5 protein-coding genes are annotated in these 15,109 nt (G+C 63.4%); 1 reads left to right on the forward strand and 4 read right to left on the reverse strand.

The window, feature by feature from the left end; translation table 11 throughout:
* Positions 1 to 897 precede the first annotated feature (897 nt).
* Positions 898 to 3,129, forward strand: coding sequence for a TonB-dependent receptor (locus CI805_RS11015; protein ID WP_260923238.1), 2,232 nt, complete (start codon positions 898 to 900; stop codon positions 3,127 to 3,129).
* Between the two features lie 49 nt (positions 3,130 to 3,178).
* Here the strand turns inward: CI805_RS11015 and CI805_RS11020 are convergent, their stop codons facing one another.
* The 4 genes from CI805_RS11020 to CI805_RS11035 all read right to left on the reverse strand — a co-directional run bounded on the left by CI805_RS11020 (position 3,179) and on the right by CI805_RS11035 (position 15,055).
* A complete protein-coding gene (locus tag CI805_RS11020) occupies positions 3,179 to 4,393 on the reverse strand; it encodes an HlyD family type I secretion periplasmic adaptor subunit (RefSeq protein ID WP_260923243.1) in 1,215 nt (404 codons plus the stop codon).
* Positions 4,390 to 6,531, reverse strand: coding sequence for a type I secretion system permease/ATPase (locus CI805_RS11025; RefSeq protein ID WP_260923244.1), 2,142 nt, complete (start codon positions 6,529 to 6,531; stop codon positions 4,390 to 4,392). Before CI805_RS11025 ends, CI805_RS11020 begins: the two co-directional genes overlap by 4 nt.
* Positions 6,528 to 7,991 carry a TolC family protein gene (locus tag CI805_RS11030; RefSeq protein ID WP_260923245.1) on the reverse strand — a complete coding sequence of 488 codons (1,464 nt, stop codon included), beginning with the start codon at positions 7,989 to 7,991 and terminating at the stop codon, positions 6,528 to 6,530. The genes CI805_RS11025 and CI805_RS11030 overlap by 4 nt, the downstream gene beginning before the upstream one ends.
* A gap of 68 nt (positions 7,992 to 8,059) precedes the next feature.
* Positions 8,060 to 15,055, reverse strand: a complete 6,996-nt coding sequence (locus tag CI805_RS11035; RefSeq protein WP_260923247.1) for an Ig-like domain-containing protein — start codon at positions 15,053 to 15,055, stop codon at positions 8,060 to 8,062.
* Positions 15,056 to 15,109: the final 54 nt, after the last annotated feature.

Below are 15,109 nucleotides of genomic sequence, written 5' to 3' on the forward strand. Positions count from 1 at the left end.
TTCATACCGGTCGAAATCCGCTCTAACCGGACTTCATTCGCCAGCAGAGCCGGATCGATTCTGTCCTTAAGCTCAGGATCCATTGATTCGCCGCCGAGAATGCGATTCATGCTCCGTAAGGAGACTGGACATGAGTGATTATATTGGCTGACAGACAAGCAAATGGCGCGTCTGTCGCCCATCCTGTTCGAAGAACTAATCCGGAAAGGATGCCCATTCAGAAGTTATCCACAGCCCATGCCACGGCTCATCCTCCGCGACACTCGGCCTACCTTATTCTCATTTCGAACCATTTTGCATCGCAGCAGCTTAAGCAAAATTGGTTGGATTCTTTGGTTTCAGTACGAACAAGACTTAAATAAATTAATATATTTCAATAGTTTAAAAGTGGTCGCATCACCATGTCTCCCCGACCATTTCATAACAATCGTTGCACCATGGTTTTCTGAATCCGGTCTCCGCTCCTACCGTGAGCACATTATGCATCGCTACGCTCGTAGCACGCATTGCAGCTCTCATAGCTTGCGCCATCCAGTGCCTCGCATTCGTCTCCGCCCCCCCTCAGCCTGCTCGCCAGAACAGCCGCAAACGGGTCTGGTCTGGCAAGGCATTCCCGCAAGGTCGTCATCACCCGGCAATGAAATTATCTGGGCGTCGATCGCCCAAAGATAAAAAGCGATCTGCGTGCGTGCGCCAGTTTATTATTGAGAATGAAGAATAATTTTCGATGCCAACAACGCATTTGAAATGCGCAGAAAACCGGCATTTTTTGAAAATAGAGCCTGCAATACAATAGAAGTATAAATTTCCGTAACGTTCGCGTCACCAACAAGACCGAAAAGCGTCACATCCCCCACTTAGCGGCAACGCGACACAGTTGCCATCAGGGGGCCATTCATGACATTGCCGCACAACGCTCGTTTTCCCGATCGTCATGGAGTTGGCCTCGCCGCTTTGACGCTCGGACTGTTCATGGCATCTCCGGCCTTCGCAGCCGCTGCCGATACTGCAAGTCCTCCAAGCACTTCTCAGACCGCTGACGAGGCCCCGTCCAACGGCATTGCCGAGGGCGCCGATATCGTCGTTACTACAACGGTCGCCAACGAAATTGCGCCCGTTACCGCCTCGCTTCAGACGATCGAACCGCAGGCGATCGTCTCACGATCGTTCATCGAGGATTCGCTGCCTGCAACGGCAGACTTCAACCAGCTTGCCCTCATCACGCCCAGCTTCTCCACCAGCGGCGGTGGTGGCGGCATGGGGATCAGCGAATCCTCAGGACGTCTTCGCGGCTTTCAGGACGGCGAATACAACATCACCTACGATGGCGTGCCGTTCGGCGATTCCAACGATTATACCCACCACTCCAACACATTCTTTCCGTCGGACACGATCGAGACGGTGGTGGTCAACCGCGGCCCCGGCAATGCCGACAATCTGGGCGATGCGACGTTCGGCGGCACAGTGAACCTCTACTCGCGGGAGACCCGTGAAGATGCCAGCGCCTCGCTGCGCGCGCAGTACGGCTCGTTCAATACGTGGATGCTGCGCGGCCTGTTCCAGACCGGCTCGATCGACAAGCTGGGCGGCACGCAGATGGTGCTGGGTGGACAGTACGTCGATACCGACGGGCGTCTCACCTACTCCCCTTACCACCAACTGAACCTGTTCGGAAAGGCCGTGATCCCGATCGGTTCGAGCGCGAAACTGACGCTGCTCTCGACCTACAACAAGAACCACTTCAACCAGCCCGACGACGATGGCATCACGCTGGCGCAGGAAGCCGAATACGGCAAGAACTACCAGCTGAACAACGATCCGACGTCGACTCAGTATTACAAATATAACTACACCAACAAGAGCACCGACTTCGAGGTTGCCAAGTTCGAGGCAGATATCGCGCCCGGCACCAAGCTGGAAAACCGCTTCTACACTTTCCACTACAACAACTCGACCCTGTCGGCCGAAGATTCGACCGGAACCGACAAGCTCAAGACCTACGATTCCGAAGGCAACAAGATCTCCGGCGATATTCCCGGCTACACCAAGCTCAACAGCTATCGTGTCTGGGGTGACATCCTGAAGACGGCGGTCGATTTCGGCCCAGCCACGCTGACGGCGGGCGGCTGGCTGTACTGGGAGAACACCTCCCGCAAGCGCTACGACTACGACCTGACCGCCGGTGGTCCGGCAGCAGATGCGTACAACTATGCCGAGGATGGTGATCCCGCCTACATCGACTATGACCAGAACTCGTCGAGCAATCAGGCGCAGGTCTTCGCCCAGCTGGAAGTACGCCCGACCTCGACGATCAAGATCACGCCCGGCTTCAAGCACATGGAGATCACCCGCGAAGTCGATGCGCTGGTGAACCAGAAAACGCAGGAGCCTGCGCACTTCTCGGAAAGCTGGAGCGCAAACCTGCCGTTCCTGACGGTGAACTGGCAGCCCACCGAACGGCTCGCGTTCTATGCCGAATATGCCAAGGGTTTCCTCGCCCCGCCGCTCGATGTGATGCAGGTTCAGGACCCCTCGCTCAACACCGTGAAGCCGCAGAAGTCGACCAACTACCAGACCGGTTTCGTCTTCCACGGCTCGCACCTCTCGGTCGACGCCGACATCTATTACATCGATTTCTCGAACAAGCTGAACGACATGAAGGTCGATGGTGAAACCATCTACTACAACGAAGGCGGCGTGACGTATAAGGGCGCGGAAGGCCAGATCACCTATGCGTTCGACAAGCATCTGGCCGTGTTCGCCAATGCCTCGCGCAACTTTGCCAAGTCGAACGAGACGCATCTACAGATCGCCAATGCCCCCTACATGACGGCGGCAGCCGGCGTGATCTACAAGCAGGGCCCGATCCGCGCCTCGATCATCGACAAGGTCGTCGGCGCGCAATACGCCGATGACGACCAGCCCGCCGATTACCGCATCGCCGGCTACAACACGACGATCATCTCGGCAGGCTACGACTTCGGTCCCTTCGCCGTGCAGGGCACCGTTTCGGACCTGTTCAACTCCCGCGCTGTCACCGACATTTCGATCAACGACGGGCCGACCGATGACCAGTACAAGTTCCTGGCCGGTCGCGAATGGAGCGTGAGTCTGCTGGCAAAGTTCTGATCACCGATGAAGGAGCAGGCGCGATACAGTCGCGCCTGCCCCCTTTGTTCTATCGCTCGCGCAGGGCTTCCTTTGCCTTGTTGATCGGTTTCATGAGGTACTGGAGCACGGTCTTGCGGCCGGTGCGCACTTCCACGCTGGCGACCATGCCCGGCATGATCGCGTGCTCGCGCCCGTCCTTGGTGCGCAGGCTGGAGCGTGCGGTGCGGACATAGACGCGGTAATAGACCTGATCGCGATGCACCTCGTCCTGAAGCGTATCGGGCGAAATGCGATCCACCGTGCCTTCCAGCGTTCCGTAGATCGAGGGATCGTAAGCGGTGATCTTAACCGTCGCAGGCTGGCCGGGACGGATGAAGGCAATATCGCGCGGCGACATGCGCGCCTCGATCAGCAATTGCTTCTCCAGCGGCACGATCTCCATCAGCGAGCCGCCCGGCTGGATCACGCCGCCGATGGTCGTCACTTCCAGGTTTTTCACGATGCCGTGAACCGGCGAATAGAGCGTGGTGCGGTCAAGCTGATCCTGCCGTCCGCCGATCACTTCGCGCACCTGATCGAGTTCGGCGCGGGCCTTGGAATAATCGCCACTGGCATCGATCACGTACTGGTTGCGCAGCGAGTCCAGCTTGGCCTGAATCTCGTTCTTCTGGCGCTGCAACTGGATGATCTCGACCTTGTTCGCCGCCCCCAGATCGACCAGCGGTTCGGTCATCGTCAGTTGCCGTTGCGTGAGCGCGAGGCTTTCGCGCAGGCTGGCCGTGGCGACGGCGAGGTTCTGGCGACGCGATCGCATCACTTCCATCTCGCGGGCGACCAGACCGGGCGTGGCGCGCACATCTGCCGGAAATTGCGGGCTGCCGCCGCTGATCTCCGCCTCCAGCCGCGCCGAGGTGGCCTCCAGCGCCCGCGCCTTCGCTTCGGCCTCGCCCAGCATCGAGCTGAAGCGCGCCTTGTCGAGCGTCGCCAGCTTCTCGCGCGGGCTGACGATATCACCTTCGTGAACGAAGATGCCGTTGACGATCCCGCCCTCAAGGCTCTGGATCACCTGCGAGCGCGACGGCGGCGTGACCTTGCCGGGGCCGGTCGCCACTTCGTCAAGCACGCCGAAATAGCTCCAGACCAGAAACGCCAGCACGCCTGCCGACAGCACCGGAATGATCCGCAGGCGTCCGATCCAGCGCAGCCAGCGGCTCTCCTGCTCCTGCGCCGCAAGCCCTTCGAGCAGGTGCGTGTACGTGCCATCGCCGAAATAGCCGCTCATGCGCGTTTCTCCCGCAAGGCGGCAGGTCCGGAAAGGCTGGCCATGACCTGATCGCGCGGCCCGTCGAGCACGATCTTCCCGCGATCGAGAACGACGATCCGGTCGACGAGTTCGAGCATCCCCGGCCGGTTGGTGGTGACAACAAGCGTCCGCGCGCCCAGCCATTGCCGAAGGTTCGCAACGAGGCTGCGCTCGGACATGTCATCCAGCGGCGCGGAGGGTTCGTCGAGCAGCACGATGTTCGCCTCACGCAGCAGCGCGCGCGTCAGCAGCAGGGTCTGCCGCTGACCGCCCGAAAGGCCCACGCCGCCTTCCTGCAACAGCAGGTCGAGGCCTTCAGGCTGGTTCTGCACAAGGCCGATCCCGCCTGTGACGGCCAGCGCGTGCAGGATCTTCTCATCGCTGGCGCCCGGCGCGCCGATCAGCAGGTTCTCGCGAATCGTGCCGAGGAACAGCTGCGCCCCCTGCCCCAGATAGGCGATATCGCGCCGCACGTCCGCCGGGTTGATCAGCGAGAGCCGGGTATTGTCGAGCAGCAGGTCGCCCCCGGTCGGCCGCGCCAGCCCGGCCAGCAGTCGCAGCATCGTGGATTTGCCCGCCCCGATCCGCCCCAGCAGCGCCACGCGCTCTCCGGTGCGCAGCGCGAAGGTGTCGATCGAGAGCACTTCGGGGCTCTGTTCGTCATAGGCATAGCGCACGCCGGTCATGTCGAAATTGCCCGACAGAGCGGGGCGCCGCAGCAGGCCAAGGTCCGGATCGTGATCGACCGGCCTTGCGAACAGGTCTTCAAGGCCCGTGACAGCGATCTTCGCGTTCTGCCAGCGCGTGAAGATCTGGCCGAACGGTACGAACAGCACCAGCGCCCGGCTGGTCAGGATCGAGCAGGCGATCAGCGCGCCCATCGTCATGTCCCCGTCCATCACCTTGAATGCGCCCGCCACGATCACGGCGGTATAGGCCAACTGTTGCAGGGTTTGCGTCCAGTTGACGAACAGCGCGGACCAGAAGCGCTGCTCTGCCCCCACGCGTGTTCCCGTCAGCGAGAGGTGTTCCCACATCGACTGGAACCGCGGTTCGGCCTGCGCCATCTTGATCTCGTCGATCCGCTCGATGGATTCGACGAGGATCGCGTTGCGCAGCGCCCCCTCGCGCATCCCCTCCCCGGCCAGCCGCGCCAGCGGGCGTTGCAGCAACAGGCCCGGCACGACGATGAGCACGGCGGCGGCCACCAGCACGAACGTCAGTTGCCCCGCCAGCAGCGCAAAAAGGATCAGGAATAGAGCGATGAACGGCAGGTCGATCAGCGCGGAGATCGTGGTGGAGGTCAGCATCTCGCGGATCTGCTCGATCTCACGCAGCTGGGCGATCAGGGCTCCGGTGGAGCGGGGCCGGGCATCGGAACGCAAGTCCAGTGCACGCGCGAATATGCGCGAGGACAGCTCGATGTCCGCGCGCCGCCCGATCCGGTCGACCAGCTGGACGCGCGCGGTGCGCAGCATCAGTTCCACCACAAGAGCAATGCCGGTGCCCAGCGCCAGCACCCAGAGCGTGGGGATCGACTGTGCCGGAACCACCCTGTCCCACACTTGCATGGCGAAGAGCGAGGTCGCAAACGTCAGCAGATTGCCGAAGACCGACCCGATCATCACTTCGCCATAACCGCGCCGGTCCCTGGCGATGATGTCGCGAACCCACGAGCGCGCAGGCGCACGCAGGAATTCCTCCAGCCGCGCATCGCGCGACCGGCTGGACAGCGGCTCGACAAAGCCCACCCGGCCACTCGCCATCGGGGCGAAAGTGGAGATCGGCAGGCTTATCGGCGTATCGCTGCCGGTGCCCGTGATCTGCACACGGACGCTCTCGGCATCGCGCCCGAACAGGATCGCGGCCTTACCGTCGCTCAACTCGATCACGCAGGGCATGAGCAGCACGGGCACGCCGTCCAGCGCCATGGCTGCGAATTCCAGTGAAAGGCCGGAGCGGCGTGCGGCGGATACGAGATTGCTCTCCAGCGTGCCCCCCGAAGCCCAGTGCAATCGCCCTTCCAGTTCCTCCGCACTGGCTGGAACGCCCTTGATCGAGGCGATCCGCGCAATGGCCGCCGCCCAGGCCTGCGCCTTGATGGTATCGTGGATCACGGCCCCTCCTCTCCCTGATCGAGCCGGGCCGGGAGACCCAGCGACGGACGCAGCGTGCCGTTCAGATTCTCGAACCGGACGCGAGCCTCCATGATGTCGTATTCGGCAGCGATGCGTGCGCTGGAGGCGCGGAACACCTCCAGCTGCGTATTGAGCAGTTCGGTCAACGTGCGTTTGCCCAGCTTGTATTCCTCGAAGAAGATACGCGTGGCCGTGACCGCCTGGTCCTCCTGCCGGGCATAAGTATCGATGCGAAGCTGACCGGCGCGGATTTCCTGTTGCGCCGTAAGCGCCTTGCCGCGCGCCTCGATCACGGCGGTGTCCTGCGCCGCCTCGGCAGCGCGCTGGTCCTCGCGGGCGGCCTCGACCTGATAGCGCTGCCCGCGCCGGTAAAGATCGCCGCTGACCGTCACGACCGCCGTGAACGCGTTGTCACGCGAGTTGTAGGTATAGTTGTTGCGGGTGTAGCCCAGTTGCAGGCCCAGCTTGGGGTAGCGCTCGGCCTGCGCCTGCCCGACTTTCGCCTTGGCGGCATTCGCGGCATCGCCTGCCGCGATTACCTGCGGCAGCCTATTGTAATCGGGTTCCTCTTCCGCCGGTTCGAAGCGCGAGATAATCGCGGCAGGGTCGGCATAATGGCTGGCCGTCCCGCCGATCAGATTGGCCAGCGTGGCCCCCGCCATCGCCAGCGAGGTGCGGGCCTGTATCGCATCCGCACGCGCGCCATCGACGCGCACATCGGCCAGCATCAGGTCGGACTTGTCCGAGACCCCGGCATTCACCCGCATGGCGATCAGTTCGCGCAAGTGCGCCAGTTCACCGACCTGCCGCTCTGCCTCCACCGCAAGAACATCGAAACGGCGCACTTCCAGAAAGGCCAGCGCGCCCTGCTCTGCCAGTTGGTCGGCAGTTGCCTCCCGCTCATACCAGCGCTGTGCGGTGGTGGAGCGGGCCGCGCCGATCTCGCCCCTGCTGCGCCCGAAATCCCAGACCTGCTGCTGTACGTAAAGCGTTGGCCCGGCGATATTCTCATTGAGCCCGGAGGCGTTCGCCCCGGACAGCATGTGCGGACCAAGGTTGGCCTGATAGGACGCCTGCGGATACCAGGCGGATCGAGCCGCGCCGAGATCGGCCTTTCCCCGCGCCAGTGTCGCACTGGCCTGGGCGATCTGCGGATGGCGCTCCAGCGTCAGCGCAACCGCCGTGGCGATATCGAGATTGGCCGGCACTCCTGCGGAACGTAACGGATCGGCAGGACGGGGCGCTTCACCCTCCTTCCGTTCAGGATCGACCGCCTTCTCATCCCCGTCGCGCAAGGGCGCCGGATCGGCGACAGCGGCCATCTGGCCGACCTCCACCGGTGGAAGCTCGCCCTTGTCTTGCGCAGCCCCCACGCCTGTCTGCATTCCCGAAACGACAGCCAGCAGGCCGCCCGCCACATCCCGCCAGCCTCGCGCCATAAGGCCCTTTCATCTGTTCGTTGCCCTGCTCTGCCCTGCTCTGCCCTGCCTTGCCCCGTCGCGTCTGCTCACGTCACCACCAGCACGGGATGATCGACGTAGATGTTCGTCGCCCCGAGCGTGTAGTGATTGTAGGCTTCCCCGCCGATGATGGTCTGCCCCTGGAAGACGGCGCCGGTCATCGTCACCTGATCGCTGCCGTCACCCAGCACGGTCAGCGCATGGTTGCTGTCCGTCGCCCGCAGGATACCGGCCTCGGTCAGCGTGATCTGGCGCGCGGCATCGCCGGTGCCGAGGTCGATCCGCTCGATATTGCGGATGTTGTTGACCAGATCGAGGTTGAGCACCGGCCCCGTACCCGAAGCGATCAGCAGCGTGTCGGTGCCGGCCCCGCCATCGATCAGCGTATCCGCCGCATCGTAGACCAGCGTGTCGTTGCCATTGCCCCCGTTCAGCGTATCGGCTCCGGCACCGCCGCGCAGCAGATCGTCGCCATCGCCGCCGTTCAAGGTATCGTTTCCGGCAAAACCGTAGAGGCGGTCATTCGCCGCCGTGCCCGTCAGCGTGTCGTTGCCGCTGGTGCCCTGATAGATGTTGCTGGCACCGCTGGTGTTGAGCAGGCTGGCATCCAGCAAGGTACTGACCGTCGTCGTGCTCGACAGGTTGGTCGTGTCGTAGGCGGTGATCGAGGTCGCGTTGAGCACATCCAGACTGACCAGCGAGGTGCTCTGCTGGAAGTGGACCGTCGCCAGCAGTTCGTTGACCGCCAGGTTGTCGATAACGCCGCCGCCGATCGCGGTGATGGTGAGCGTCGATGACGGCGCAAGCACGCCCAGGAAGCCCGAGTTGTTGCTGATGCCGATCTGCAATCCCAGTTCCGCTGCCAGCGCTGCAGACGCCGTAAGCGTATAGGCGCCCAGCGAGACCGACAGCAGCGGCGCATAGGATACCACCACCCTCTGGAGGTTGTTGTTCACGTCCGCCGCGCTCAGCGACTGCGAGGACAGGTCGATCAGGTTCAGCGCGTTCAGGCCGACGAGCCCCAGCAGCGACGAACTGCTCGCCTGCACGACGGGCGCTGTCGCCGGAATGCTGGTGATCGTGATACCCTGCGAGGTGCTGTTGCCAATGTTGCCCGCCGCATCAACGACGCGCGCGGCAATGGTATGCGAACCCGTGGTCAAGGTTCCGGGACCGTAGAACCAACTCGTTCCCGATGCGCTGGCATTCACCCATGTCCCACCATCGATCTGGACTTGCACCGTATCGCCGGACGTCAACGCAGTCCCCAGCGAGCCGCTGATGGTGGGACTGTTATCCTGCGTGCTCCAGTCACCGACCGTCCCGGTATCGGTATACAGGGTAGTGATCGCAATCGTATTCGTCGGCGCTGTATGGTCGAGCGTCATTGCATAAGTGTTGGATGCAGCGCTGGCATTCCCCGCAGCATCGACGGAGACGGCTGTGAAATTGTGGGTTCCATCCGACAGCGCAGCACCGGGTGTAAACGTCCATGCGCCCGAGGCATTCGCGGTTGCCGAACCGATGGAAACGCCATTGTCATAGATCACCAGCGAAGCATTGGCTGGCGCCGTCCCAGTCAGTTGCGGCAACGTGTCGTTTGAGGAACCGCCATTCGCCACCACGCCGGTGTTCAGCGGCACATCATCGACGATACTGGTGATGACCGGTACGGCAGGCGCCGTCGTATCCAACGTTATCGCATATGTGTTCGACACAGGCCCAGTATTCCCGGCAGCATCGGTCGCTCTTGCCGTGAAGCTGTAACTCCCCTCCGCAAGAGCCGAAGCCGGTGTAAAGCTCCAGTTGCCGCTGGCATCCACGACAGTACTGCCGACCGAGACGCCGTTGGCCAGGATCGTCAAAGTCGAGCCCGCTTCACCGGTGCCCCGCAGAAGCGGCAGCGTATCGTTGGTAACGCCACCAGTCGCAACGATGCCCTGCACTGTCCCGACATCATCCGTCACGCTGGCGATAACCGGGGCGACCGGGGCAGCCGTATCCACCCGGATCGCGAAAGGCGAAGACGCGGCGCTGACATTGCCTGTCGCATCCGTCGCACGGATCGTGAAGCTGTGGCTGCCATCTGCCAGAGCGGTCGTCGGCGTATAGGTCCAGACGCCCGAGGCATTGGTCGCGGTCGTTCCGATCAGCGTACCGTTATCGTAGATGGAAACGGTGGAATTCGCCTCGGCCGAGCCGGTCAGGGCTGGTCGCGTATCATCGGTGGCAGCCCCGTTTGCCAGTGTGCCCTGTACGCTTCCGACATCGTCGGTAACACTGGCAATGGAGGGCACCAGAGGCGCGGTGGTATCAACCGTTATCGAATACGTGTTCGAGGTGCTGCTGAGGTTGCCTGCCGCATCGCGCGCAGTAGCGGTGAAAGCGTGCGATCCCTCTGCAAGCTGGCTGGGCGGCGTGTACGTCCATGCGCCGGATGCATTCGCAGTGGTCGTGCCGAGCAGCGCACCGTTGTTGTAGATCGACACGATGGTATTCGCCTCGGCGGTGCCGGCGAGCAGCGGCGCGGCATCATCGGTCGTGCCGCCGCTGGAGACCACGCCTTGCGACGCGCCCACATCATCCGTGGCGGAAACGATCACCGGCGCGGCAGGCGCGGTGGTGTCCACGGTCAGGTTGAAGGCCGATGTGGCTGCACTCTGATTGCCGACGGCATCGCTGGCGCGAACGCTCAGCGCGTGTGCCCCGGCAGCAAGGTCCGCCGATGGCGTGAAGGTCCATGTCCCCGCCGCGTTCGCCGTGGTCGTGCCAATGGCCGCACCGCCATCGTAGACCGTGATCGTGGCATTAGCCTCGGATGTGCCGGTCAGCGTCGGACGAGGATCATCGGTGACGCCGCCGTTGGACAACGTGCCTTGCGTCGCTCCGACATCGTCACTGACAGCGGTGACTATCGGAACCGCCGGAGCGGTCGTGTCCACGGTCACGCTGTACGTGTTGGATGCCGGCCCGACATTGCCGGCACCATCGGTCGCCGTCGCCGTGAAGCTATGCGTGCCGCCTCCCAGCGCCGTTGCGGGTGTGAATATCCATGCGCCAGCAGCATTGGCAGTCGCAGTGCCGATCGCGCTGCCGCCATCGTAGATCGTCACCGTCACGTTGGCTTCGGCAGTGCCGCTCAGTGTTGGAGTGGCATCGTCGCTTGCACCACCCGATGCCACCGTGCCCTGAATGGTGCCAACATTGTCGTTCGCACTGGTAATAACCGGCGCAACCGGCACAGCCGTATCAATCGTCAGGCCATAAATGTTGGAGGCGGAGCTGACATTCCCGAGGGCATCCGTGCTGATCACCGTGAAGGAATGCGAGCCGGTTGCCAGGGGCAGCGTGGGTGTAAACGTCCAGGCTCCCGAAGCATCGGCAGTCACCACCCCCAGCACCGAGCTGCCATCCCGGATAGTCACGGCCGAATTGGCTTCTGCCGTACCCGTAAGCGTCGGCGTGGTGTCGTTGGTTGCGCCGCCTGAGGAAACGCTGCCGGTCACAGGCGCCACGTTGTCGCTGGCGTTGACGATCACCGGGGTCGGGGGCGGTGCACTATCGACGCTCTGCGTGCTCGGCGACGAGAGATTGCCCGCTGCGTCTTCAGATCGTGCGGTTACAAGAGTGCCGTCGGGCAGCGGCGTGGCGGGCGTATACGTCCAGTTGCCAGCGTTATCGACCGGCACCACGGCTTCGGGCACGCCATCCCCGGTAAAATCCAGATTGACCAGTGAACCGGGCTCCGCCGTCCCCGAAAGCGTGCTCCCATTGGTGGGGGCAATCGTCGGCGCAGCCGGTGCAGCCGTGTCGACACTGAGAGCTACGGGCGAGCTGTTGAGGCTTTCCAATCCATTCTGGGCAGCTGTCGCGGTAAAGCTGTGCGTGCCATCGGTCAGCGTTGGCGTGTAGCTCCAGTTACCCGCACTGTCCGCCGTGGTCATTCCGATCGGCACGCCCAGATCGTATATGGTGATCGTCGATAGCGGGTCCGCTGTACCGGAAAGCTCGGGCATGGCATCGTCGGTCGCCCCGCCACTGGAGACGGGACCCTGCGCGGTTCCCACGTTGTCGAAGATGGTAGGTGTCGACGGGACCGACGGCGGCGTCGTGTTTATGCCGTCATCCACCACTTCACTGTCCGGCGGCGAGACATTCCCTGCCGCATCCACCGCGACTGCCGAGACCGTGGTCCCATCGGGCAGCGCGGGACTGGCCGTGACGCTCCAATCTCCGAAACTGTCCACCGTGGTCGTGTAATTCGGCGTTCCGTTACCGTCGGTATCGACCTGGATGATCGCGCCCGGCTCTCCCGTTCCCGCTATCGTGATGCCGTCAGTGGGGAAAAGCACCGGAGCCGCAGGCGCCGCCGTGTCGACCGTGATCGCATAGGCGTTCGAGACCGTGCTGACATTGCCCGCGCTATCGGTCGCCGTCACGGTAAAACTGTAGCTCCCCTGCGCAAGCGTCGGTGTGAAGGACCAGTTGCCGCTGCCATCGGCCGCCACCGTGGCAAGCGCCGTGGTGCTGGCGTTGGCGTAAAGGCTGACAAGCGCGCCTGCCTCTGCCGTGCCGGTGATCGTGGGCGTCGTGTCGTTGGTCGCCCCGCCACTGGCCACGTTACCGGTCTGCGGCGCGGCATTATCGCTGACATTCGCGATCACCGGCGTCGCAGGAGCGCTGACATCGATGCTGAAGGCGAAGGCAGGCGAAGATGCACTGCCAGTGTTGCCGGAAGGATCGGTTGCCACGATCGTGATCGTATGCCCGCCGGGGGCAAGCGCTGCAGCGGGCGTGAAGGTCCAGTTGCCGCTGCTGTCGACCAGTGCCGTTCCCAGCACGGTAGCGCCATCCCGCACGGAGACGGTCGCCCCCGCTTCGGCGGTTCCCGTAAAGGTAGGCTGCGTGTCGTTCGTCGCCCCACCTGCCGAAACCGCGCCTGTCACCGGCGCCTGATCGTCGTTCACCGCGACCAGAACCGGCGCGGCCGGTGGAACGGCGTCCACCGTTGCGCTCGTCGGCCCGGAAACATTGCCCGCGGGATCTTCCGCCCGCACGCTGACCACGGTGCCGTTACCCGGATTGGTCGGGAAGGTATAGCTCCACGCGCCAGTGCCATCGGCGGTGACCGTCGCATCGACAGATCCGTTGTTACCGACATCGATCAACACGTTCGCCCCGGCCTCTGCCGTGCCCGAGATCTGGCTAGCCCCGGCACGGACGACAACCGGCGCGCCCGGCGCGGTCGCATCGATGGTGAAGCTGTAGGTGTTCGAGGAGCCGCTGGTCACGCCTGCCGCGCTCACCACAATTGCGGTTATGCTGTGCGCACCCTCGCCCAGCGAAGCACCGTAGCTCCAGTTGCCGCTGGCATCGGCATTGGCCGTGCCCAGAAGCACGCCGTCCGCATAGACCCGAAGCACGGCATTCGCAGCTGCCGTGCCTGCGATCAACGGCGAGGTATCGTTCGTCAGGCCACCTGCGGGAACCGTGCCGACATGGTCGGGGGCGTCATCGGCCACATTCGTGATCGTGGGCGCCGCCGGCGTCGAGGTGTCGATGGTGACGGAATAGACATTCGATGCCCCGCTCACCGCGCCAGCCGCATTGGTTGCGATCGCCGTGAAATTGTGCGGCCCACCCGATAGCGGGGAAGTTGGCGTTAGGCTCCAAGCCCCAGCGCTATCGGCTGTTGCTGTGCCGATCAGCGTCGCACCATCATAAACGGCAATCGTCAGGTTCGCGCCCGAGGTTCCCCCCAGCACCGGGAGCGTATCGTCGCTTGTTCCTCCCGAGGCGACACCACCCTGAACGGGCCCGACATCATCTGTCAGCAAGGTGATGACCGGGGCTGGCGGAATGGCCGTATCCACCGTTACCGTATATGCCACAGACGCCGGACCGTTGTTGCCGGCCGCGTCCATGGCACTTGCCGTAAAAGCGTGCGAGCCGGTCGCCAACACAGTCGTAATCGGGAAAGTCCAATTTCCAGAGGCGTTGACCGCAGCGGTGCCCAGCGACATGCCATTATCGAGAATCGTGACAGTCGAGCCGGGCTCCGCCGTGCCGGTGAGCACCGGCTGGGTATCGTTGGTGCCGCCGCCGTTTGCCACTGTTCCCGTCTGAGGCGCCACGTCGTCAAGGACGCCGGTTATGGCGGGCGCCAGCGGTGCAGTGCGATCGACCAGCGTGCTCGTTGGCGCGGACGTATTTCCTGCGGTATCGGTCGCTGTCGCAATCACCCGAGCACCATCGAGAAGCTGGATGGGCGGCGTGTAGGTCCACAGACCCGATCCATTCGCCACGACGCTGGTCTCTGCCACGCCGTTCCCGTCGAGGTCGAGATTGACGGTCGCCCCGGCTTCCGCAGTTCCCGTCAACGTCGCGCCATTGCTCGGCTGGATAGTGGGCGCAGCCGGAGCCGTCACATCGATCCGCAGAGTGAACGGCCCAGAACTGGCACCGACATTTCCTGCGATGTCGGTGGCATAGGCCGTAATCGCGTGCGGACCTTCGGCCAGTGCCATCGTGGGCGTAAAGGTCCATGCCCCGCCGGCATCAGCCAGCGCAGTGCCAAGGACAGTGGCACCATCGCTGATCGTGACCGTCGCGCCCGGTTCGGTCGTACCGGTGAAAGTCGGCAGAACGTCATCGCTGACACCGCCGCTTGCGACCGGCCCCTGGACCGTACCGGCGTTATCCAGTGCAGCCGTGATGACGGGCGCTGCGGGTGCCTGCGTATCGACGGTGAACGCGAACGGCGCCGTCGTCGGGCTCTGCGTTCCGCTGGCATCGGTGGCATATGTGGTCAGGACATGCGGCCCGCCCGCCAGGGCGACGGCAGGCACCAGGCTCCAGCGTCCGGTCGCATCGACCGGTGCGGTTCCAATCGAGGCACCGTCGATCAGGACCGTAACGACCGTGCCCGGCGATGCCGTTCCCGAAAACGATGGTAGCACATCGTCGGTCATACCGCCCGGCTGAACCGGTCCCTGCGCGCTGCCAGCGTCGTCCAGTACCGCGCTGACAGTGGGCGCTGCCACGGTCGGGGAAGTGATCGCCAGCGCATAAACAGAAGACACCGGGCTGACATTGCC

The organism is Novosphingobium sp. 9, assembly GCF_025340265.1.
Classification (GTDB): Bacteria; Pseudomonadota; Alphaproteobacteria; order Sphingomonadales; family Sphingomonadaceae; genus Novosphingobium.

Bases quoted from the DNA above. Each gene is read 5' to 3' on its own strand.
- CI805_RS11015 (WP_260923238.1), top strand. From the start codon at position 898: ATGACATTGCCGCACAACGCTCGTTTTCCCGATCGTCATGGAGTTGGC.
- CI805_RS11020 (WP_260923243.1), bottom strand. From the start codon at position 4,393: ATGAGCGGCTATTTCGGCGATGGCACGTACACGCACCTGCTCGAAGGG.
- CI805_RS11030 (WP_260923245.1), bottom strand. From the start codon at position 7,991: ATGGCGCGAGGCTGGCGGGATGTGGCGGGCGGCCTGCTGGCTGTCGTT.